The sequence below is a fragment of the Leptolyngbya sp. Cla-17 genome (assembly GCF_016807185.1).
In the GTDB taxonomy this organism is placed as follows: Bacteria; Cyanobacteriota; Cyanobacteriia; order Leptolyngbyales; family Leptolyngbyaceae; genus ULC077BIN1.
Genome location: NZ_JAEVYN010000002.1, coordinates 625,186 through 647,590 on the forward strand (window position 1 = coordinate 625,186; position 22,405 = coordinate 647,590).

General features: G+C 46.9%; 17 protein-coding genes. 13 read left to right on the forward strand and 4 right to left on the reverse strand.

Features of this window, described 5'->3' with window-relative positions; translation table 11 throughout:
* Window positions 1–176: 176 nt before the first annotated feature.
* Window positions 177–1,853, reverse strand: a complete 1,677-nt coding sequence (locus JOY44_RS14080) for a tetratricopeptide repeat protein (protein ID WP_171574313.1) — start codon at window positions 1,851–1,853, stop codon at window positions 177–179.
* On the reverse strand, window positions 1,850–2,827 hold the full coding sequence (locus JOY44_RS14085) for a caspase family protein (RefSeq protein ID WP_171574314.1): 978 nt from the start codon (window positions 2,825–2,827) through the stop codon (window positions 1,850–1,852). Before JOY44_RS14085 ends, JOY44_RS14080 begins: the two co-directional genes overlap by 4 nt.
* 399 nt (window positions 2,828–3,226) lie before the next feature.
* Here JOY44_RS14085 and JOY44_RS14090 point away from each other — a divergent pair, with 399 nt between their 5' ends.
* The 11 genes from JOY44_RS14090 to JOY44_RS14140 all read left to right on the forward strand — a co-directional run bounded on the left by JOY44_RS14090 (window position 3,227) and on the right by JOY44_RS14140 (window position 17,110).
* Window positions 3,227–4,177 carry a cytochrome c biogenesis CcdA family protein gene (locus tag JOY44_RS14090; RefSeq protein ID WP_171574315.1) on the forward strand — a complete coding sequence of 317 codons (951 nt, stop codon included), beginning with the start codon at window positions 3,227–3,229 and terminating at the stop codon, window positions 4,175–4,177.
* Window positions 4,178–4,259: 82 nt separating this feature from the next.
* Entirely contained in the window at window positions 4,260–4,835 is a 576-nt protein-coding gene (gene rdgB, locus JOY44_RS14095; protein ID WP_171574316.1) for an RdgB/HAM1 family non-canonical purine NTP pyrophosphatase, read from the forward strand.
* A gap of 507 nt (window positions 4,836–5,342) precedes the next feature.
* Window positions 5,343–5,933 (forward strand): sugar transferase, encoded by a 591-nt coding sequence (locus tag JOY44_RS14100; protein WP_245404949.1) that lies wholly within the window; start codon window positions 5,343–5,345, stop codon window positions 5,931–5,933.
* A 310-nt stretch (window positions 5,934–6,243) separates the two neighbouring features.
* The gene (gene clpB, locus JOY44_RS14105) at window positions 6,244–8,868 is read left to right on the forward strand and encodes an ATP-dependent chaperone ClpB (RefSeq protein ID WP_171574317.1); all 2,625 of its coding nucleotides are present in this window, start codon (window positions 6,244–6,246) and stop codon (window positions 8,866–8,868) included.
* 149 nt (window positions 8,869–9,017) lie between these two features.
* Entirely contained in the window at window positions 9,018–10,313 is a 1,296-nt protein-coding gene (locus JOY44_RS14110; protein ID WP_171574318.1) for an AAA family ATPase, read from the forward strand.
* Window positions 10,313–10,939: an RloB family protein gene (locus tag JOY44_RS14115; RefSeq protein ID WP_171574319.1), complete on the forward strand. Its 627-nt coding sequence runs from the start codon at window positions 10,313–10,315 to the stop codon at window positions 10,937–10,939. Before JOY44_RS14110 ends, JOY44_RS14115 begins: the two co-directional genes overlap by 1 nt.
* 709 nt (window positions 10,940–11,648) lie before the next feature.
* Window positions 11,649–12,932 (forward strand): MFS transporter, encoded by a 1,284-nt coding sequence (locus JOY44_RS14120; RefSeq protein WP_171574320.1) that lies wholly within the window; start codon window positions 11,649–11,651, stop codon window positions 12,930–12,932.
* A gap of 252 nt (window positions 12,933–13,184) precedes the next feature.
* The gene (locus JOY44_RS14125) at window positions 13,185–14,336 is read left to right on the forward strand and encodes a site-specific integrase (protein ID WP_171574321.1); all 1,152 of its coding nucleotides are present in this window, start codon (window positions 13,185–13,187) and stop codon (window positions 14,334–14,336) included.
* A gap of 428 nt (window positions 14,337–14,764) precedes the next feature.
* Window positions 14,765–15,946 carry a YsnF/AvaK domain-containing protein gene (locus tag JOY44_RS31405; RefSeq protein ID WP_197985351.1) on the forward strand — a complete coding sequence of 394 codons (1,182 nt, stop codon included), beginning with the start codon at window positions 14,765–14,767 and terminating at the stop codon, window positions 15,944–15,946.
* 213 nt (window positions 15,947–16,159) lie between these two features.
* Complete coding sequence (locus tag JOY44_RS14135; RefSeq protein ID WP_242541784.1) at window positions 16,160–16,552, forward strand: BON domain-containing protein; 393 nt, start codon at window positions 16,160–16,162, stop codon at window positions 16,550–16,552.
* 336 nt (window positions 16,553–16,888) lie between these two features.
* Window positions 16,889–17,110: a hypothetical protein gene (locus JOY44_RS14140; protein WP_171574323.1), complete on the forward strand. Its 222-nt coding sequence runs from the start codon at window positions 16,889–16,891 to the stop codon at window positions 17,108–17,110.
* A gap of 9 nt (window positions 17,111–17,119) precedes the next feature.
* Here JOY44_RS14140 and JOY44_RS14145 read toward each other — a convergent pair whose 3' ends face one another.
* On the reverse strand, window positions 17,120–18,631 hold the full coding sequence (locus JOY44_RS14145) for a UbiD family decarboxylase (RefSeq protein WP_171574324.1): 1,512 nt from the start codon (window positions 18,629–18,631) through the stop codon (window positions 17,120–17,122).
* Window positions 18,632–18,993: 362 nt separating this feature from the next.
* On the opposite strand from JOY44_RS14145, the gene JOY44_RS14150 reads away from it, so the two are divergent.
* Window positions 18,994–19,551 carry a Panacea domain-containing protein gene (locus JOY44_RS14150; protein WP_171574325.1) on the forward strand — a complete coding sequence of 186 codons (558 nt, stop codon included), beginning with the start codon at window positions 18,994–18,996 and terminating at the stop codon, window positions 19,549–19,551.
* Window positions 19,544–19,933: a hypothetical protein gene (locus JOY44_RS14155; RefSeq protein ID WP_171574326.1), complete on the forward strand. Its 390-nt coding sequence runs from the start codon at window positions 19,544–19,546 to the stop codon at window positions 19,931–19,933. The genes JOY44_RS14150 and JOY44_RS14155 overlap by 8 nt, the downstream gene beginning before the upstream one ends.
* 181 nt (window positions 19,934–20,114) lie before the next feature.
* Here the strand turns inward: JOY44_RS14155 and JOY44_RS14160 are convergent, their stop codons facing one another.
* Window positions 20,115–22,310: a sensor histidine kinase gene (locus JOY44_RS14160; RefSeq protein ID WP_171574327.1), complete on the reverse strand. Its 2,196-nt coding sequence runs from the start codon at window positions 22,308–22,310 to the stop codon at window positions 20,115–20,117.
* Window positions 22,311–22,405: the final 95 nt, after the last annotated feature.

The following is a 22,405-nucleotide window of genomic DNA, read 5'->3' on the forward strand; positions in this document are numbered from 1 at the left end:
CTGAACGACTAAAGATATGAAGTAAGGGTAAATTTTGTCCCTTGCTCTCCAAAACATCGGCTCGAAACCTTCTCGGTGCAAACAGAGAGGGTTTCGGACTTCTTTTGGATGGGATGGCAAAATCCAGCTGTTGGGTGGATGCTGTTCGCGGAGTGTCTCTTTAAAGAGTCGAATCGCTAAATAGATTGAGTCGGGGGCGATTGGGCAGGGGGCATAGGCGTAGAGTTTTTTTGCGATTGCTCAATTCGACGTTTTGCTCTATTGCTCATCTCCTTATTACCCGCAGCTTCGTAACGGCTGTCAGCCTCTCTAAAATCATTGATCGCGCCCTGACGATTTCCCTTCCGCTCAAAAGCGATCGCCCGGTTGTAAAAAGCATCCGCGTAGGTGTCATCCAATTGAATCGCTTGGGTGTAAGCTCCAATAGCCTCATCAATTTTTTTCTGACCAGCAAAAACGTTGCCTTGATTGTTGTGTGCTCTTGCCGCAACGATGTTTGATGGCTTGAGTTGAAGCGTTTGACTGAACTTTTGGAAGGCACCGTCCAAATTTCCCTTAGCAAGTAATGCATTGCCCATGTTTAAATGAGCAACTGCCAGTTTGGGTTGAAGCGCGATCGCCCGACTTGCATCCTCCAGAGCTGCATCCTGTCGTCCTTGGTCAAATCGGACATGACTGCGATTACTGTATGCTTCCGCGAATTTGTTATTGAACGTCAGTGCCTTGTCGTAATCCTCCACTGCCTCATTTAGCTGCCCCATTTGATGATGGGCAAAACCACGATTGAGGTATGCAGTGGCATCTTGTTCATTAAAGCGAATTGCCTGGTTAAAATCTTGAATCGCTGCGGCATACTGTCGCTGCTGATTTTTTTTAGTGCCCGACACAATAAATTGCAGAGCGACTTTTGGGTCCGTTGGGACGGTATTCCTGCCCAAATTGGAGCGAAGTGCCAGCCAAATACCGCCGATGATTCCTAACAGAGGCAAAAGCAACCCCAGGGTAATCAGTAATGGGCGGCGATCTCGCTGAACTTTTGGAGGTGGTTCTGTAAAGACAACTTGAGCAGACGCAGAGGTGGAAGATGCAGGGGCAGACTCCGTAAGCTGAACCGCAGGAACCGCAGCCGGGGGAGCAATCTCTGTCACTGTCTGGCTGACGGCTTTTTGAGGTGTGGATTGGTCAACTGGAGACGGATTGACTGAGGTGTTGGCTGCATCCATTTCCATCTTGCGTTTGACTACTTGCCCTTTTACGCCCGTTAGATTTGCTGGATAATTCACCTCGCCACTAGCAGATGAAGGGATTTCTGCCGATGGAATCTGCGTAGGCGGAATCTGTGTAGGCGGAATTGTCGATGGAACCTGTGCCGATGGAACCTGTGCCGATGGAACCTGTGCCGATGGAATGTGTGTAGGCGGGATTTCTGTCGAGGGGATTTCTGTCGATGGACTCTGCGTAGAGGAATTAAAGCTCGAGAGCGGTGGACTGGTTAAGCTATCAGAGCCACTCTTAGGTGAAACAGTAGGCAAAACAGTTTCGGCTGATTGAGCGGATTGGGTCGTCAAACGGTGTTCAATTTCCGCTACATCCTCGTCGGCTAAATGCAGCACTTGTTGGAGGGCTTGAAGTTCATGGCGATCGCGCGCTTGCAAGGAAGACTGTCGATCCCTGGCTTCTGCTAGCATCCGTTCTAGCAATTGTTCATAGAGTTTCAGGTCATTTTGCCGGGCTTTAGGTTGCAGCCGACTCACAGATGGCACCGTGTTGATTAACCCGGTATCACTATCGTTTAAGCTCAGCGCCTTTTGCCACTGCCTTAATTTCTGGTAGACCTCTTCTTTGGGAGTCATTCTGTCTCTTGTGCCAGCTTAGAGAAAAGTTCTTGATACAACTGTATCCGCTGTTGATGCTCTCGATAGGGGCGCAGTACCTGAGCTTCAATTTCGGATGCATCCTGAGGCGACAATCCTAAATGTTGGCGAAATGTATTGAGAGTGTTGCGCCCAGATAAAATCCGAAACTCGGTTGTGTCAATTTCGCTAGTTTGAGCCATTTTTTCTAAAAACTGACGATATTGCACGGTAGGAGTTTGGCTGGGAACCTGTAATACCAATTGGTTAGCCGTATCTTCTGATCCATAAAACTGCGGGTGTTGATCGGGGGCGGCAACGTGAAGCTTGCGCTGGGAATAGTAATGAAGCTCTTTAACAGAAAGGCTACCGTCGCAGTCGATATCTGCTGCCCCAGTTGCTGCGCCCTCTGCCAAATAGCGAGTGTAGCTCCAGGCATCCAGACTATCGGGTTCTGGTAAGTGCTGAGTGTAGGTTGTGGCAGACAAAATCACGCGGCGATCGCCAATCAAGTGATCAAAAGTATCCTCCATCAGGGTTTCGCCCTCTGTAGGAGAAATTCCGCCCGTCTGCCGAAAGCAGCAGTCAAAAATGATGACTTGTCGCCAAGCGGGGCTAGTATCCATCACATTGTGCAAAAATCTGACAGGCATGGTGCGGGAGCGAATGAGGTTGCCGCGATCGTCGAGTGCAGTATGGGGAGCTGCAAAGTAAAGTTGCCCATCCACATCTTTAATGCCATAGCCAGAAAAGAGGAATAAGACCTGATCATTTTCCTCACGATGACGAAACAGTTGCTCTATCGCTTCCATCATGTCTTGCAAACTGGGATCATTCAGCGTTTGCACCACAAAGCCAGAGGATGTTCCTTGCAGCGCTCGTTTCAGCACTTCCACGTTGGTGCGGGCTTTTCGCAAAGGAGGAAACCCCATGTCACAGACACTGACCCCAACTAGCAGCGCGATCTTTCCCACAACTTCCCTCCACGCTCCTCAAATTCTTGCTTACCCATCATGCGCCGTTAGCAGTGTAGGCTAGCCTTGCCAGGTTGGCTCATTCTACAAGATTAAATTTTGCGGTAATAGGTGATGGAGAACAGGGAAAAATGAAAGGATGGTTAAGGGAGTGACTCAACGTATGAGAAGAATTTACGAGTGAGGGAAATCACTGTTTTATAGGGGTGATTAGAATACAACTAAAGATAGTTGCAACTAAGCGGATAGCGTGCTCCCGGGTTGGCTATTGTCACTGGCTGAGTTGGGTGAGCGTGAAACATTCAAACGAGCTTCAAGAAAATTCAATGCTCTTTGACTATCAAGGCTCTCAACAGTTTGAAAAGTAATGTATTGTTGCTGCTCGCAGACTAAATTGTTATGGCTCGTGTCAAACTGTCCAAGTTACCCAATCGCTCAATTTCCCACTCAAAGCATCCACTGCTGCTGATAACCCTATTTGTTAGCGCGATCGCCCTAACTTTACTCCTAGAAGGATTACTCCAAAGCTCAGTCTATCAATCGCTACAGCAGTTTGCACTTTGGACTGGCGATCGCTACGAACAGTGGTTTACTCAGCATCAATATCAGACTAATAATTCATTGGCACTGATTGGGCTAGCGTTTTTGGGTGGATTGGTTGCCAGCATTTCCCCCTGCATTTTGTCCCTATTGCCTGTCAACCTAAGCTACATTGGCACCCGCGAAATCGTTTCCCGTCGAGATGCCTTTTTTAAGGCGGGTTCCTTTGTTTTCGGGGTAATCACTGTTCTCAGTTTCCTGGGGCTATTTTCTTTGGCAGCCAGTCTGATTCTGATTCAGTTTCGGGGATATATTCAGGTCGCTGTTGGCACACTCATTGTGCTGATGGGGTTAAACCTGATTGGCAGTGTGCAAATCCCCCATCTGCGTTTAAAGCGCTTCGCCTCACGCAAGGCAACAGGCTGTAATACCCTTCTCTTCAGAGAAAAAATGTCGCGGCGATCGCGGCTTCAGTCGTTAATTGCCTCGTTTCTCACAGGTCCTTACGGTATTGGAATTACCTTTGCTCTGGTCAGCTCTCCCTGCACTAGCCCAATCATGATTTCAGTACTAACAGCCGCCTCCGCCACAGGTTCGCAATGGCAAAGCACACTCACTATGATTAGCTACGCTTTTGGTTATACCGCCATTATTTTTCTTGCTAGCTTGTTCACTGGACTTGCCAAACAAACCCGCACATTGTTGCTGCACTCAAACACCATTATTCAGCTTGCTAATGTTGCTTTGCTGGTGGTGGGTATGTTTTACGTCATTAACGGTAGCCAGTGGATCATTGCAACCTGGGCTTAGCAACTCCGCACCTCGCACTGACCTCAAAATTATGTATCGAGTTGCAACTTCGTATAATATCAGCGGTAAAAAGGGACTTTAGATGACAATTTTGGTGGTAGCAACCGGAAACCCAGGCAAAGTGAAAGAAATGCAAGCTCACCTTGTCGATCTGGACTGGGAGTTACGCCTGAAACCGCCTGAGTTAGAAGTAGAGGAAACGGGCACCACCTTTGCCGAAAATGCCTGTTTGAAAGCTTCTCAGGTAGCACTTGCACTGGGTGAATGGGCGATCGCCGATGATTCGGGATTGGAAGTGGAAGCACTGGGGGGAGCACCAGGCGTTTTTTCTGCTCGTTATGCTGAAAGCGATGCTGCTTGCATTGCACGACTGCTGAAAGAATTAGAGAATGAATCTAACCGAGCTGCCCGGTTTGCCTGCGCCATTGCGATCGCGCGCCCTGATGGAACGATTGCACTGCAAGCTCAAGGGATTTGTGCGGGTGAAATTCTCCGAGCGCCGCAAGGAATGGGTGGCTTTGGATATGATCCGGTGTTCTACAGTCCAGAGCATCAGTTAACTTTTTCTGAAATGCCTCCTGAAATTAAGCGCTCTATCAGTCATCGAGGAAAAGCCTTTCAGCAGCTCATACCCCAACTTTCAAAACTGAAAAATTAAAAATATTGAGCTAAGTGAAGTAAGTTTTTAACCATGCTTTAAAAACTCGCTCTTTTAAGAATGTTCTTTAAATCACAGTTTCGCGTATTAAGTAATACAAGCATGTCTTGAGCTCCATATTTTCTTTCGCAATCTAGAAAATATTGAGAGAGATAAGCTTATTTTTTTTGATTAACAATTATTAGATTCCGTAATTTTACGGAAAACTGCAAGATGCCGTTCAGTCAGTCTTTTGCAGGGTTTTATCAACTGAGCTTCATCATTCCTTCATATTTATGAAACTATGTGAAGATTTCAAGAAGATTGAAATAGTGTTCCAATTCAACACATTGAGCTTTGAAAATTCCTTTATATTGTTTTGAAGTACTCTCCGTATTTCTACGGCACTCGCCTCATTCACTAAACAGCGAAACCCAAGCCATGCAGTCAGCACTGTCAGGAAAGGATTCTAAGTCCTATGCATCTACCTTCCCTCAACAAGGGACTCCGCATCCATCTGTATATTGTTTGTTCAAGCGCTCTATTGACATTGTCGGTAGTCTGATCGGGCTAGTATTTTTTGGATTAATCTTCTTCCCAGTGGCTTTAGCTATTAGGCTTGATAGCCCCGGTCCCATTCTTTACTCTCAGAAGCGCTATGGGCTAATGGGAAATCCTTTCTATCTTTATAAGTTTCGGTCGATGGTGCAAAATGCAGACGAACTGAAGGCGCAGATAAAAAATGAGGCAAAAGGATTAATTTTTAAGAACAAAAATGATCCTCGTATCACATGGGTCGGTCGTTTTCTGCGAAAAACCAGTCTTGATGAGTTGCCCCAGTTTTGGAATGTGCTGAAAGGCGAAATGAGTTTGGTTGGAACCCGACCCCCAACTTTCGATGAAGTCATTCAATACAGTAGTCACCATTGGCAGCGCTTGAACGTCAAGCCAGGTCTTACAGGTGAATGGCAGGTTAGCGGTCGCTCTTTGGTTAAAGATTTTGAAGATATTGTTCAGCTTGATCTGCTTTATCAAGCTCAGTGGCATCCCTTCTATGATTTGTTTCTGATCTGCAAAACTGTTCTTGTGCTTCTGACCAAGCGTAGTGGTGCTTGTTAGTTGAACCTGTGCTGATTATGTGAGTGCGACCTTATAGTTTTGATTAAGGCAGTGGATGAAAATCCCCTTAGGCAGCCGTGTCTGAGGGGATTTTAATTTGTTGGGAATGGCAAGGTTTTGATGTTTGAGTTGCAGCCGTTTTTCCTTGTAATTGCCTTTATACCTTCTGCTAGTGAACTGGAATATATGCAACCAATTATTGCTGGGTTAATACCAGTGCTGGTGGTGTGAAGACCGATCTGGGCGATCGCGTTCGTGTCTTTACAATAAAGATAGTCATTCTAAAAAAACTGCTATTTAACGGGGACTTATGCAACCAACCGACCCCAACCAATTTACAGAAAAAGCGTGGGAAGCGATCGCCCGTACACCTGATATTGCCAAACAAGCACAGCAGCAGCAAATCGAGGCTGAACATTTAATGAAAGCGCTGCTAGAGCAAGATGGGCTTGCCAACAGTGTGTTCAACAAGCTGAATGTGCCTGTGGCCCAGGTGCGCGATCGCACGGAAGATTTTATCCGCAAACAGCCTAAAATTTCGAGCGTAGGCGGCAGTGTTTATTTGGGGCGCAGTTTAGATGCTCTGTTCGATCGCGCCGACAGTCACCGCAAGCAGTATGACGACGAAGTGATTTCGATTGAGCATATTTTGCTGGGTTTTACCAAGGACGATCGCTATGGCAAAGCGCTATTTACAGAATTTAAACTCGATGAAGCGAAACTCAAGCAGGCGATTGATCAAATCCGAGGAAGCCAAAAAGTGACTGACCGCAATCCTGAAGGCAAGTACGAATCCCTGGAGAAATATGGGCGCGACCTGACAGAAATGGCAAGACAGGGCAAACTTGATCCCGTGATTGGGCGAGATGATGAAATCCGCCGCACTATCCAGATCCTCTCCCGTCGCACTAAGAATAACCCGGTGCTGATTGGAGAGCCGGGTGTGGGCAAAACTGCGATCGCCGAAGGATTGGCGCAGCGAATTATTAACCGAGACGTTCCAGAATCCTTGCTTGATCGCAAACTGATTGCCCTCGATATGGGTTCTCTGATTGCGGGTGCGAAATATCGAGGTGAATTTGAGGAGCGCTTAAAGGCAGTTCTCAAAGAAGTGACGGAAGCTCAAGGCACTATCATCTTATTTATTGACGAAATTCATACCGTTGTAGGCGCAGGTGCAACTCAAGGTGCAATGGATGCTGGCAACTTGCTCAAGCCAATGTTGGCACGGGGCGAACTGCGGTGTATTGGTGCGACCACTTTGGATGAGTACCGCAAATATATTGAGAAAGATGCTGCCCTAGAACGCCGATTCCAACAAGTGTTTATCGATCAGCCGACGGTGGAAGACACGATTTCGATTCTGCGGGGACTCCGTGACCGCTACGAACTGCACCACAACGTAGTGATTTTGGATAGCGCTCTGATTGCAGCGGCGGTGCTGTCATCCCGCTATATCAGCGATCGCTTTCTGCCAGACAAGGCGATCGATCTAATGGACGAAGCCGCCGCTAAGCTGAAGATGGAACAAACCTCTAAGCCAGAAGAACTGGATGAGATTGATCGCAAAGTTCGCCAGATGGAAATGGAGAAGCTGTCTTTGGCAAAGGAAACCGATCTGGCTTCCGGTGATCGGTTAGAGCGATTAGATCGCGAACTGGCAAACCTCAAAGAAGAACAGAGTCGTTTGAATGCGCAGTGGCAAGCGGAAAAGAGCGGCAGAGACCAGATCAAGGAGTTAAAAGAAGCGATTGATCGGGTCAATCTTGAAGTTCAGCAGGCAGAGCGTGATTACGACCTCAATAAAGCGGCTGAATTGAAATATGGCACCCTCGCAGATCTAAATCGCCAACTTCAAGCAGCAGAAACTCAAACCGCTCAAACTCAGAAGAGTGGCTCATCTCTGCTACGGGAAGAAGTCACTGAGGCGGATATTGCCGAAATCATCTCCAAATGGACGGGCATTCCGATCAGTAAACTGGTGGAATCAGAAATGCAGAAATTGCTGCACTTAGAAGACGAATTGCATCAGCGAGTGATTGGTCAGGAGGAAGCCGTGACTGCGGTTGCTGATGCCATTCAGCGATCGCGTGCCGGACTCGCCGATCCCAATCGCCCAACCGCCAGCTTCATCTTCCTCGGGCCTACGGGCGTGGGCAAAACTGAACTGGCAAAAGCGCTGGCTGCTTACCTATTCGACACAGAAGAGGCAATGGTTCGGATTGATATGTCCGAATACATGGAAAAGCACGCAGTTTCGCGTCTGATTGGTGCTCCTCCCGGCTATGTGGGCTATGACGAAGGTGGACAACTAACCGAAGCGATCCGCCGCCGCCCCTATGCGGTCATCCTGTTTGACGAAATTGAAAAAGCGCACCCGGATGTGTTCAATATTTTGCTGCAAGTGCTAGATGACGGACGGATTACCGATGCCCAGGGTCATACGGTAGATTTCAAAAACACCATCATTATCATGACCAGCAACATTGGCTCGCAGTACATTCTAGATGTCGCAGGTGATGAAGACCGATATGAGGAAATGCGGAGCCGTGTAGTTGAAGCGATGCGATCGCAATTCCGCCCTGAATTTCTCAACCGGGTGGATGAGTTTATCATTTTCCACGGATTGCAGAAGAGCGAACTGCGCAACATTGTTAAACTGCAAACGATTCGTTTGGAGAAACGTCTGACAGACCGCAAAATGTCGCTGAAGCTCACCGATGCGGCGATCGATTTTATTGCCGAAGTTGGCTACGACCCCGTGTATGGCGCTCGTCCGCTTAAGCGTGCCATCCAGAAGGAATTAGAAACCGCGATCGCCAAAGCCATCCTGCGTGGCGATTTTCATAACGGCGATACTATCTTCGTGGATGTCGGCGAAAACGAACGCCTCTCCTTCCAACGTCTCCCATCCGAAGTGGTGACCACTCAGTAACCGAATAAAGGGTGGGCAAATACCCACCCTTCTTTATACCTAGATATTTAAGCTGGGATTTTTTTTAGGTTCAAATACACTTTGAAGTAGGATGAAGTAGTCTTTTGTGTGAAAAACTCACAAAAATCGGCTTTACGTAATCTGCCAAAATGCTTTTAGACTTTACCGTTGCCAACTATCGCTCCATTAAAGAGCCTGTCACTTTAAGTGCAGTCGCTCAAAAGCAACGGCATGTTCAATCCAATGAGAACAGCAAACGCAAGCGAGTCAAATCTGATGATGAAATTGCTTCTACCTATTCTCTAGGAAATTGGGATATTGAAGTTTTGCCTACTCTAGGTATTTTTGGCGCTAATGCATCCGGTAAAAGTAATGTAGTTCAGGCGATTGATTGTCTTATATCTCTTATAAATATTGGTCATGCATATGAGAGGCTACATACCTTTACACGGGCTAAGATAACTTCCTTTAATCTTGATAGTTCTACTATTGGAAAGCCAACCACCTTTAAACTACGCTTTGTTGCCAATTTTGCTATTTACACTTACTCCTTATCACTCACTCAAACTCAGATTTTTTCAGAAACCTTAGACTACGAGCTAGCTTCAACAAAGAGAAGTCGATGTTTATTTCGACGAGTTTGGAATTATAAAGACAATAAATTTGATTGGAAACATGGCTCTGATTTTAAAGGTTCTCATCTTCAATTGAGGAAAAATCTTGAAAATAGCGAGATATTTTTAAGCATATTAAGCTCTTTAAACATAGAAGTAATTACCTCTTTGCAAAACTGGTTAAGGTTTAGTCTCAGCAATGCCAATCAAAATATTCTTGGGTTTGAGCAAGCTTTTATGTTGACCGCTATGGCTGATGAAAGGATGTCTCATGATTTTCTGAAAAGGATCACTCAAATCATCAAAAAGTTTGATACAGGAATCGTTGAAATCGAAGTTAGAAAAAGCAATGAAATAGAAGATGGCATCAACAATATTTATGCCGTGCATGAATCAATAAAAGGTAATGCAGTTCGTTGGTTATTTAAGGAAGAGTCTTTAGGAACTCAAAGGCTCTTTAACTTTGCTTTTAGGCTTTTACTTGCCCTTGATAAGGGATGCTTACTAATTTTGGATGAGATTAGTGCAAACATTCACCCAAATATTACACGAGCTATAATCCAAATGTTTCAAAGTGAAAAAAGCAACCCCAACCACGCTCAGCTTATTTTTACAAGTCATGATAATACGCTACAAAGGAACAACTTACTGCGACGTGATCAGATTTGGTTTACGCAGAAACGCCTTGATCACAGTACAGAGTTGTATCCATTAACAGATTTCAAAGTTCGGAATGATTTAGCGATTGATAAAGCCTATTTAGATGGACGGTTTGGGGCTGTTCCCATCTTGCCTTCTGAAGATGAGTTGACTTCCAAAATATTGGAATAGTGGCAAGAAAGTTTGAGCGGAAACCAGCGAGTCGCGAGATTCGGAACAAAATCTTGATTGCTTGCGAAGGCAGCAAGACTGAACCTGCTTACTTCGAGGGCATCCGCAAATCTCTGCGATTGAGTACAGTGCAAATCAAAATCTTGCCCCATCTAGGAACCGACCCGCTTCGCATTGTGGAAGCGGCGATCGCAGGGCGGCAAGATATGAAAGTAGACAAGGCTTGGATCACGGGCGATCGCGCTTGGGCAGTGTTTGATGGCGATGAACATATTGCAAACAATCCTGATAATTGGCGCAGTGCCCTTGCTAAAGCTAAAAGTCAAAAGATTGACCTTGCCATTACCAATCCTTGCTTTGAGTTTTGGTATCTAATCCATTTTCGCGACCACCTTGCCCAGATTGACCGTATCAAAACTCTGGCTCTACTAAAACAACATGTCTCTGATTACGAGAAAGCTGCTTGCCTTTATCCTGAACCTCTTTCGCTGTTGACGACTCAAGCGATTCAACGGGCTAGGAAAATTGCTGAGCAAATTCAACGCGATCAGCTTGCTCCTTTCTCTAATCCTTGCTGTAGTGAATTGCCAGAACTTGTGGAAAGTCTGCTGAAGTTGGCAACCTAAAACGACTTAGCCATCCATGCTGATAAGTGACGAAAAATCCGTTAAACTCGGTGACGATTACCGTCTGTTCCGGTTCAGTGACGCGAGCGCCCTATCTCTAAAGCAGTGCACCCATCTTATTTCTCTGACATGATTCATCCATTTAACATATCCCAGAATCCTTAAATTTTGGCACTCACGCTACTGTTAACCCTAACCCGCCTTCAGGTTTTCTAGCCTTTGTCTAATCAAGAGTTTAACGTCCTCAACTTTAGCTTCTGCATTAAACTCTCGCTCATACCAACAGTTGGAATGAAACCCAATATGGTGAATCCCACTCCAGATAGATCCAGGAGCGAAGGGAACTTCGATATGCTGACCCTACATCGAAATGTCACTGGTCGTCTATGCTGCCTTTCACCATAAGTGAAGTTCCAAAGGCTATTTAAGGAAGTCCACTGAGACTGTTGTAACTGCAAGCGAGAATCTGGTACTCCATGGGCGCTCTGACTGTGGTCGTCAAATTTCAAGGATATTGTTCTCAAAGCATTGACCAAAGGATTTTAAGGGGTAGACCAAACTGTGTTTGATATGGAGTGCATTAAAGGCACTGCATATAAATTTACTATTGCGCTTGGTTAAACCTACAGGCCATATTCAATGGTTCTGCTCTTTGCAGGCGATCGCCGTTGTAGCTAAAGCATGATCAAGCCTTTAAGGCGTATAACTCTTGAATTCCATCAAACAGATTCCTCCATTTCCAGCTTTTCAGTCGAGAAACTATCGACTGTTTTTTATGGGTCAGGGACTTTCTCTCATTGGCACCTGGATCACGATGGTGGCAATGATTTGGCTGGTGTATCATCTGACCCAATCATCCGTGCTTCTGGGAGTAGTGGGCTTTGCGAGTCAGGTGCCCAATCTGATACTGGTTCCTTTTGGCGGAGTATTGAGCGATCGCTGGAACCACCAACGCATCTTGCTCGTGACGCAAACCCTGTCTATGCTTCAGTCGTTCGCGCTGGCAATCCTCACGTTGACGGATGCGATTCAGATTTGGCAAATTATTGCTCTGAGCCTGTTTCAAGGCATTGTGAATGCAATTGATGCGCCGACTCGTCAAGCCTTTGTACCAGAGATTGTGGAGCGTAAAGAGAGTCTGATTAACGCGATCGCGCTCAACTCTTCCATCTTCAACGGGGCAAGGTTAATCGGTCCTGCGATCGGGGGTTTGCTGCTCGCTAAGGTGGGGGCAGGTTACTGCTTTCTGCTAGATGGGATTAGCTATATCGCCGTTTTACTGGCTCTGACCGCCATGCGGCTCAAACCCAAGACATTAAGCTCTGCTCAAACACCTTTCACGCTTGCTGCCATTGTGCAACATTTGAAGGAAGGATTTGTTTATGCCTTCGGCTTTGCACCCATTCGCTCTCTCCTGATTATGGTTGGACTGGTGAGCTTTCTCGGCGTTAATTTTGTTGTTATTATTCCGGTCTTTTCCCATGAAATCCTACATGGCGATGCCAATACTCTAGGGATATTGATGGCTGCGTCTGGAGTAGGTTCGCTGATTGCTGCTGTTCAACTTAGTCTGCGTCGAGAGGTGCGAGGATTAGGGCAGTTGGTGGCGATCGCCCCAATCATTTCCGGAGTGGGCATGATCGCTTTTGCTGGATCGCGATCGGTTTGGCTCTCGGCTGTGTTACTTGCGATCATGGGCTTCGGCTCACTCTTGCAAACTGCCTCTAGTAATACCATCATTCAAACGCTCGTTCACGATGAGATGCGAGGACGGGTGATGAGCATTTATATTATGTCGTTCCTCGGCATGATCTCGTTTGGAAATTTGTTTCAAGGCACCCTCGTGAGTTTCATTGGAGCGCCCACTACTGTAGCCATAAATGGCATTATCTGTGTCGTGGTAGCAATCTTTTATGCCCGCCAGTTGCCCAAACTGCGGCGAATGGTCTGGGCATCTCATCCGGAGTTGGCTCCTCCTGATTTAGAGCCCTAAATGAGCACCCTTGATACGTTGAAGGTAGCAGAAGAGGAAAGCTACATTGACTGTTGAAATGAAAACTCCTACTTACACTGGGCATACGCTGCACCCAAGAATTAGATGAAGATTCAATGTAGTTTGAAGACCTAATGCTGAACCGCCGTACCTGTCAAGTTTTTGCAGCTAAGAATGGCTAAAATCGTTTCTGTGAGGTTTGAAGCCTTTGTGGCGCTCGTTTTTAATTAAGAGAATTGACTCCTGATCGCAATGGATTCATCAATCGATACCAAAATTGCTCAAATCAATCAGCGGCTAAAGCTTGCCCAATTGGGGTTACAAATTGAATGCCGTGGACAAAAGCTGGGGCTGCGGGGAACCTTGCCACCTCGTCCAGGGAGCGATCGCCTGAAACCCCACCAACAGCGGCTGAGTTTAGGGTTTCCCGCCACGGCTGCCGGATTAAAACAAGCCGAGCAGGAAGTGAAAGTGATCGCAGGGCAACTGATTGAAAACCGCTTTGATTGGCGAAACTATGTGAATGGCGCAGGCTGGGGGCGATTAGATCAGCTAGGGCTAACGCAGCAAATCCGCGCGTTTGAACGTCAATTTAAAGATGAACCCAAGCGAGCAAGCAATCCCACCTCAACCCAAACGACCTGGGAATTTGCTTACGCCCCCTACCTGCGAAAACTAGAAGCGATCGCCGAATCGAATCCTAGTCTTAGCCTAGTAGAAGCCATTTACGCCACGGTTCGCACCACCGAAGTCAACAGCCGCAGTCGGCAAGTCTGCTGTACTGCGCTCACAGCATTTGCCACATTTATTCAGCTTGATTTGCCAGAAAATCTGAAAACCTACTGGGGCAGCTATGGCACTACCCGAACTCAGGTGCGCGAATTGCCCCCCGATGAACTGATCCTACAAACTTGGGCAGCGATTCCCAATCCAAGTTGGCAGTTCGTCTATGGCATCATGGCAACCTACGGCTTGCGGAACCACGAAGTTTTTTTCAGTGACTACTCTGCTCTGCAAAGTGAATCAGAACCAACTATTCAGGTTCTCAGCACGACCAAAACTGGAATGCACGAGGTGTGGCCCTTTCACCCAGAATGGATTGAGCGATTCAATCTTCGAGCAGGGACTCTGCCGTTGGTTCAAACCGATTTAACGAAAACGACACTTCAGCGAGTTGGACAACTGGTGAGCGTCCAGTTTCGTCGCTATAATTTGCCCTTCTCACCCTATGATTTGCGCCATGCCTGGGCAGTGCGAACCATCCATATCGGCTTGCCAGATACGGTTGCCGCCCGGATGATGGGTCACTCAGTTGGCGTTCACACACGCACCTATCATCAGTGGATGACCCGCCGAGATCAGCAGCAGGCAGTGGATACAGCACTGGCTCGTAATAGTCGGTAGCTTCCGCGATCGCCCGTTAAATTGTTACGTTGATTGGTTCAATGATGAATTGCTATTCATCTACCGTTTGCAAAATTTGTTCGTACAGTGGTTGAGACACCCTAAACTCTGGCAGCAGCGATCGCAACAAATGCCATCATCATGACTCGCAACAAAGGGTCTGCCAATTCTAAGAGTTGGGCTGACAAATTTACAGCAGGCATGATTTGCGTCACAGAGACTCGATTGTTTCATCAGATTCTACAGGTCTAATCTCTGCAACGCCCATTTAATAACGGCTTCAATCTTTGCTGATCTGTCTTTCATCCCAACGATTTAAGCGATTTGCGTCTCAGGGATGACTAATTCATCGATGGATAGGAAGTTAATGGAGTTACACGGTTAGAAATGAATCCTGTAGCACGCATCAAATTTTGCAAGGAGCGCAAATGTCGTTAAATCAGCCAAACTCAATTACTACCAATCACCATCGACGAGCGATTGGTACTTTCCCAAATCGTAACGCGGCGGAACATGCGCTCCACGAACTTAGAGATTCTGGTTTTCCGATGGATCGGGTGTCTGTGGTCGCTCAAGACTCAGCCCACAATGAAACTATTGCCGGAGCTGGTGTGCGTGATACTGCCGACAACAAGTCCGATGATGGTGTGAAAGTGGGTGCCCTATCTGGTGGTGCTTTAGGCGGTTTGACGGGACTATTAGTCGGCATTGGAGCCTTGGCGATTCCTGGTATTGGTCCAATCATGCTGGCAGGTGCGGCTGCAACCGCGTTGGCAACTACGGCGGCAGGTGGCGCGATCGGAGCTGCTGCTGGTAGTTTGCTGGGCGGCTTGATTGGGCTGGGTATTCCTGAAGAGCGGGCTAAGGTCTACAACGATCGCGTATCGGCAGGTGAATATCTGGTAATGGTGGACGGCAGCGATGCTGAGATTGCTCGATCTGAAGCCATTTTGAATCATCGCGGGATTGAAGAATGGGGAGTCTACGACATTCCTGGGACTAAAGCCGCTTCGGGTGATCGCTCGTCCGCGTCCGTAATGCCTGCCGCTACAGTTTCTTCCGCTGGCACAACTGCACAAGCCGTTAGAAAATTTGAAGAGCGGCAGATTGGTCAGTCAGACAATGAGTCGGCTCACCCTATCTCACCTGTTTCTACTTCAGCAACTACTCCCTCCGTTTTAGAACACCCTGGCACTAATAACGACTCAGTGAAGTTGTATGAAGAGCGTCTAGTGGTAGATAAAGACCGTGAAAAAACGGGCGAAGTTGCGATCGGCAAGCGGGTTGAAACCGAAACGGTTCGTGCCTCAGTGCCGATCGAGAAAGAGCGTGTTGTAATTGAACGGCATTCCACGGGCGATGGCACTCCTGTGACTCCCGGTACTGATGCCTTTCAGGACAGCCAAGCAGTCCGGATGGAAGTTTACGAAGAATCGCCTGACTTTCAGAAAGAAGCCTTTGTGCGGGAAGAAATTAAGGTCCGTAAAGAGGTTGATCGAGAAACCGTTAATGCGGAAGAAACACTACGCCGAGAAGAACTGAAGATTGATACCCAAGGGCAACCTGTCGTGGAAACCAGACCAAATGACATCCGTACAGATCGCGCCTAAACCTTACTCCAAGGTAGCAAAGTTGTACTACAGCTCTGCTACCTATTCTTCATGCTCTCCAATTCAATTAGCACTCAACCAAACGATAAAGCAATGAATAAACCAGCCTTTTTTTTACTAAACAGTCTTCTAGTCTTAAGTGTTGCCGCCTGTAGTGATGTTGCGAAGACCAGCAGCGAGGCCCCGAACTCAACTGACGCAGCTACGGAAACTGTGGAGAAGTCAACTGCTCAGACCAACCAGGATGATGCGACCAGTGAGATGCGCCGGAAGCAGCTGAATGCTGATGTTCGAGCAAATGAACAGCGAAATAATATAGCGGGTGACAAGAGTGTGAAGACTGATGGCACTCTCGAATCTCAGATACGCTCGAAATTGGAAGCCAATCTACCTGCGAGTGCGCTGGCGATCGACGCTGAGGATGGAGCAGTCACTGTCAGTGGCTCAGTGGTCAACGAAGCGCAACTGCAAAAAATCGAACCATTAGCAATGGAAATTGGTGGTGTGAAAAGTGTCGCCATCACTGCCACCGTTTCAGCCGCCAAACCGGAGCCACCAAAGCCTGGGTCAAATGTGCCTATAGACGCGCAAACTGGTAAAAACTAGGACGTATCGGCTTTCTTTGGAAATAGCTGGAGCTTGTAATTACAGGTTCCAACGATTGCGGATCACCCTTTTTCTTTTTTTGCTTTAATGAGAGTGAAGCAGATTGAAAGTAACAGGGCTGAGCTTAAAAATTAGAAGCTAGTTAGGCGCATTGATAGGCCTGACTAGCTTCTCTAATTCAAGGCTCGTTGCAGAAACATTCATCTAAAGGATGAACCCGTAAGAGAATACGCGATCGCCCCATTGACCAAACGAGATCTATCTCTGGAATGACGTGCGTCCTAGTCAAACCTTTGACACTGAAAAGTGTGGAAACTAGAAATATAGGTACGGATAATGAGCAACCAATCCAACGACATTCCGTTTAATACTCCTAACCCCAGTGAGTTGAAAAAGGCTGTGAAGGAAGATCCAGTTTTCGATAAAGATGACCAAGAAGGCGATGTGATTGTTGAACATCCCGCAAAAGATGGCGTTCACGCGGAAGAGTTAGGGCGAGAAAACGCCGCTGACTTGGGGAATAGTCAAACCACGATCGCGAATTTGGGTGGACATTAAGCTAAAGAACTACTTCATATCGTAGCCAAACAGGTTGGGGTTCACTTCATCCAGCTTCAGATCTGCCAAGCCATATTCTGCCCAGCGGCGATCGCACAAAGCAGCAGTGTCAGGATTAGGTTTAAGGGTCTCACTCCAGGGGCGATCGCTTTCGGGATACACCTTCGTCGTTGCATCAATTCCCATACGGCTACCCAAGCCAGGTTTTTCGGTGGCAAAATCGAGGGAGTCAAACGGATTATTAGGCAGAATAAACACATCGCGTGCCGGATCGACTTTTGACGTGATTGCCCAGACGACCTGACGCGGATCGCGGATGTTGATGTCCTTATCTACAACGATCACAAATTTGGTGTAGTTAAACTGAGGCAACGCGCTCCAAAATGCCAGGGCAGCGCGACGAGCTTGACCGGGATAGGTTTTCTCAATTGAAATCACTGCAACTTTATAAGACAACCCCTCCATCGGCAAGAAGAAGTCGATGATTTCGGGTACTTGCTGCCGCAGGATAGGTGTGTAGACACGATTGAGGGCGATCGCCATCATTGCATCTTCCTTCGGTGGACGACCGCTGAACGTCGTCAGGTAAATCGGATCTTTGCGGTGAGTCATGCAGTGAAAATGTAGCAGCGGAGCCTTTTCATTCACGCCGCCGTAGTATCCCATGTGATCACCAGCAGGTCCATCTACTCCTGTTTCACCCGGCGTAATCGTTCCTTCTAGCACAAATTCAGAATCCGCAGGCACTTCCAAATCCACGGTTTTGCACTTGGCAAGATGTACGCCAGCACCACCATAAATTCCGGCAAATAGCCATTCCGACAGGTCTATCGGTAAAGGAGTTGCCGCCGCCATGATGATGAGTGGATCGACTCCCAAGGCGATCGCCACTTCCAGCTTTTTACCCATCTCCGCCGCTTTTCGCAAATGGCGCGTTGGACCTCGCACTGAGAGCCACTGCACCGTCATCGTATTTTTAGACTGCAACTGCAAGCGATACACGCCCACATTCGGAATCTTTGTCTCTGGGTCTTTGGTGATCATCAAGCCCAAGGTCACCACCTTATCTGCATCACCGGGATAGACTCGCAGCAGTGGCAGTTTCGTCAGATCTACCGCGTCATCTTTCAGCACCACCTGATGACACTGCGGAAACAAGTCGCGATCGGGTTTCGCCCGAATCACATCAAATAGCGCCTTGCCCAGTTCCACCGCTTGAGAAATCTTCTTCGGCGGGCGCGGTTGATAGAGCAACGCCAATTTTTTACCCAGTGTTTCCAGTTCTTCGGGTTTGTCCATGTTCATTGCCATGCACACCCGCTCCACGGTGCCCATCAGATTAATCGCCACGGGATAGGCTGACCCTTTGACGTTTTCAAACAACAGCGCTGGACCACCCCCTTGCAGCAACCGATTCGCAATTTCAGCAATTTCTAGCTCTGGATCAACCAATGCCTGAATCCGCCGCAACTGTCCCCGTTGCTCAAGCTGCTGAATAAACCCTCGAAGATCACGCGCCATGATGAAGAACTGTAAAGACCTCCTCTCATTATGAAGCGCAGAACGCCGCGATCGCCTGTTCTCTAAAAAATCAATCGAGTAAAGAATTATTGAAGTGACTAGGCATTGATCCCTAAAAGAACGGGAATAAGGGTTAGCATCACGGCATGGTACTTTCTTAGGGCGATCGTGTTGAAACTACACTGAAATCTTTGGGATAGCCACCTAAACCAGAGATATATACGGAAATTTTCCGTATATTCAATAGTTAGACCTCAGAACCTCGGACTTCTGTAATGCTTTGTCAAAGCACTAATGACTGACAAATCATGAGGGTTTACAATGAAGTTGTACTAATGTAACAACACACGTCCAGAAGGCTTATGCCAATCCAATTTCGGTTTCATCCAGAGAAAGCTGTTGAAGCCGCAGCGGTGCTCTTAAAGCTACACGGTAAGCCTATGAAATATTTAGGCATACTTAAGATGCTTTACATAGCTGACCGTATTGCGTTGGAGCGCATGGAGCAACCGATTACTGGTGATCATTATGTATCTATGGATTATGGTCCCGTCCTCAGTGGTGTTTATGACCTGATTAAGGGGAAGCCCATTGATAACGCCTTACCTCTCTGGTCTAAGTTCATTTCTCCTCGCAATGAGCATCATGTTTCCCTGTTAAAGGATCCAGGGGAGGCAGATCTTTGTGAAGAGGAGGAGGAAATCATTCAACAGGTTTATCAAGCTTTTGGACATCTTGATCCTTTTCTGGTTGCTGAGTGGACTCATGATCTTCCAGAATGGCAAGATCCTCATGGTTCAGCTATTCCGATTGCGGTAGAGGATATTCTGAAAAATGTGGGTAAGAGCGACGATGAAATAAGTGAAATCCAGCAAGAAGCCATCCGGGAGGCATACCTAGATGGAGTTTTGAATGACTAGCATCACCATTAATTTGGGAGATGCCTTTTTGTTGGATACGCCTCCAAACGCTCAGCATCTTTATATCGCCATTGCACAAACCTCTGAAAGCGACTATCTATTTGTTAACGTTACTAGCCGCAAACCTAGCTCTGAAATTACCTGTGTTCTCTTACCAGGTTCAGATGTGCCAAGTTTTATAGTGCGAGAGTCGGTAATAGCTTATCGATTTGCTCGTGAGATGAATGCTACTGAACTAGCGGGATTGATTACTGCTGGTAGTCCTATTCCAAAAGGATATTGTTCGGTAGCTATTCTGAAACAGATTCAGCAGGGTGGTTTAGTTTCCAAGAGATTAACGAATAAATATAAAAATGCCCTCAAAGCTTACTTAGGAAAATAATTTAGAATTTGTTGAGTGTGTATTTTTGGACAACTGAGATCTAATAAGCCCGTTGAAATAGAACGAATCTCAGTTCCTGTTGGGACCTATAACTATTTGCGTCCGCTCAGCCGAAACTTTATGCTGTAACTCCTCGGTGGGGATACGATCAAAATCTTATTGGTACGCGATCGCAAATTCTTTAAATTTCTGGATTAATGTGTTGCCGGAAAGGAATCTGAATGATGAACTCCGTTCCTTCACCGGGGGTTGAGAAGCACTCCAACTTGCCGCAATGTTTCTCCGTGACGATTTGGTAGCTGATGGACATCCCCATCCCAGTGCCCTTTCCAAGCGGCTTCGTCGTAAAGAAAGGATTAAATATTCGTTGCTGAACCTCTTTGGAAATACCCACCCCGTTATCGGCGATCGCCACTTCTACCCATTCTGCATTCACAACCGACGTGCGAATTGTAATTCGATTTGGGTGATCTTTAATAGTTTGATAGGTACGCTCAGCGTTACTCTCGTCTATTGCATCAATCGAATTCACCAAGATATTCATAAATACTTGGTTGAGCTGTCCGGCATAGCACTCTACGAGCGGTAGTTCAGCATAGTCTTTGACCAGTTCAATGTCTGGTCGTTCGGGTCTGGCTTTAAGGCGATGTTGCAAAATCATCAGGGTGCTATCAATTCCTTCGTGGATATCAACCGCTTTGAAATCCGCTTCATCCATGCGAGAGAAGTTTCGCAACGATAGGACAATCTGGCGAATGCGATCGGTTCCCAGTTTCATAGAAGCCAGCATCTTCGGTAGGTCTTCTTGCAAAAACTCTAGATCGATATCTTCAGCCGCCAATTGAATTTCAGGAGCAGGGTTAGAATCATGCTGCTGCTGCAACTGCACAAACTCTAATAGACTCTCGGTGTATTCCTGCACATGGGTGAGGTTACCGTGAATGAAATTGACCGGGTTATTAATTTCGTGGGCAACTCCGGCGACAAGCTGCCCCAGACTCGACATTTTTTCGCTTTGAATCACTTGAGATTGAGTGCGCTGTAATTCCTCTAATGTATTTTTGAGTTCGGCTGTGCGCTCTTCTACCCGGTCTTCCAATTCCTCTTTGCTGTTCTCTAAGGCAGCAAACGACTCACGCACTTGCTCTGCCATATGGTTAAAGGAATTGGACAGCGTATTGAGTTCTCGAATACCGCTCGTTTCCACCGTCTGATCTAAATTACCGGATGCCATTGCCTCACTTGCCTGATTTAAGCGAAGCATTGGACGGGCAATCCAACGGGATGTAAGGACACCCATAAGAGAAGCAATCACCAATGCCCCTAGACAAAGCGCGATCGTGGTGCGCGTATTGGCATTGATTTGTCCCATAAAGGCGCTTTCTGGCACACTCACTACTACCAGCCAATCTAAGCCATACTGATCGCGCCAAGGCACAACATTAACAAAATGCCTTTCTCCTTGCACCTCAAGCTGAAAGGCTGTGTATTGGGTAATGGACTGAAGCCCTTTGGAGACTTGAAGGTGGCTGGCAATGCTCTGAATCGTTGAATCAGGGTTATCGATCGCCCGCAATCGCTGAATTTTCTTGTTGACGAGCATAAAGGGCTTCTCTTTGCTAGAGTTAGCGACTAGGGTGCCATTCCGCTCCATAATGAACACCTGCCCAGACTGACTAATATCCAAATCGCGTAAGAAATCACTAAGTTTCAGCAGGTGAATATCGGCTGCAATCATTCCTAACAAACGATTTTGCGAATCATAGATCGGACGACTGGCAGAGGCAGTGATGTAAGGACCTGTTGGCAGGTTTGTAGCAACAATCTTCCAAATGGGTTTACCAGCAGCAATGGGTTCGGTATACCAGGTTTCACTGAAGTTGTCCCAATCCCAATGACCAGTAATTTGAGTCCGATTACCTTTTGCATCTGTAGCGTAGTTGGTAGTGTTGTTAGGAAGGTTGGCTGTCCAATCATCAATGGTGATGGTTTTGCCATCGTAACGAGCGGCTCCGACTCCCTCCCCTGTCGTCAACCCAATCCCAATGTAGGTCAGGTCATAGACCTGCATCTGATCCCAAAAATACTTGCCAACAATTTGGCGATCGCGCACATCCAGTATTCCTCTGCGGACGGCATCTGCATTGATTTGGTTGAGGGCTTGGGGAATTGCCAGATAGGACTTCAGGTGTTCATCCACAACATCGCTAGTGCGATCCATCAACTGTTCTGCTAAGTCATTGACCGCTCTCTGTCCATTTTTAAAGGACAAATAACCTACTAGACTAACGGCTCCAAGAATTTGGAGAACGAAAGGAACAATAAGGACAACTTGTAATGGAAACGCGCTAACTCTGCGAGGCTGATGAATTTTCATTGTAGGGAAGACGACACTAATCTTCATATAAGATTCCCATAATGCTCACGTACCTAACTTTCAGTGAGCTTTGCTCCAAGCAGGGCACTATTTGA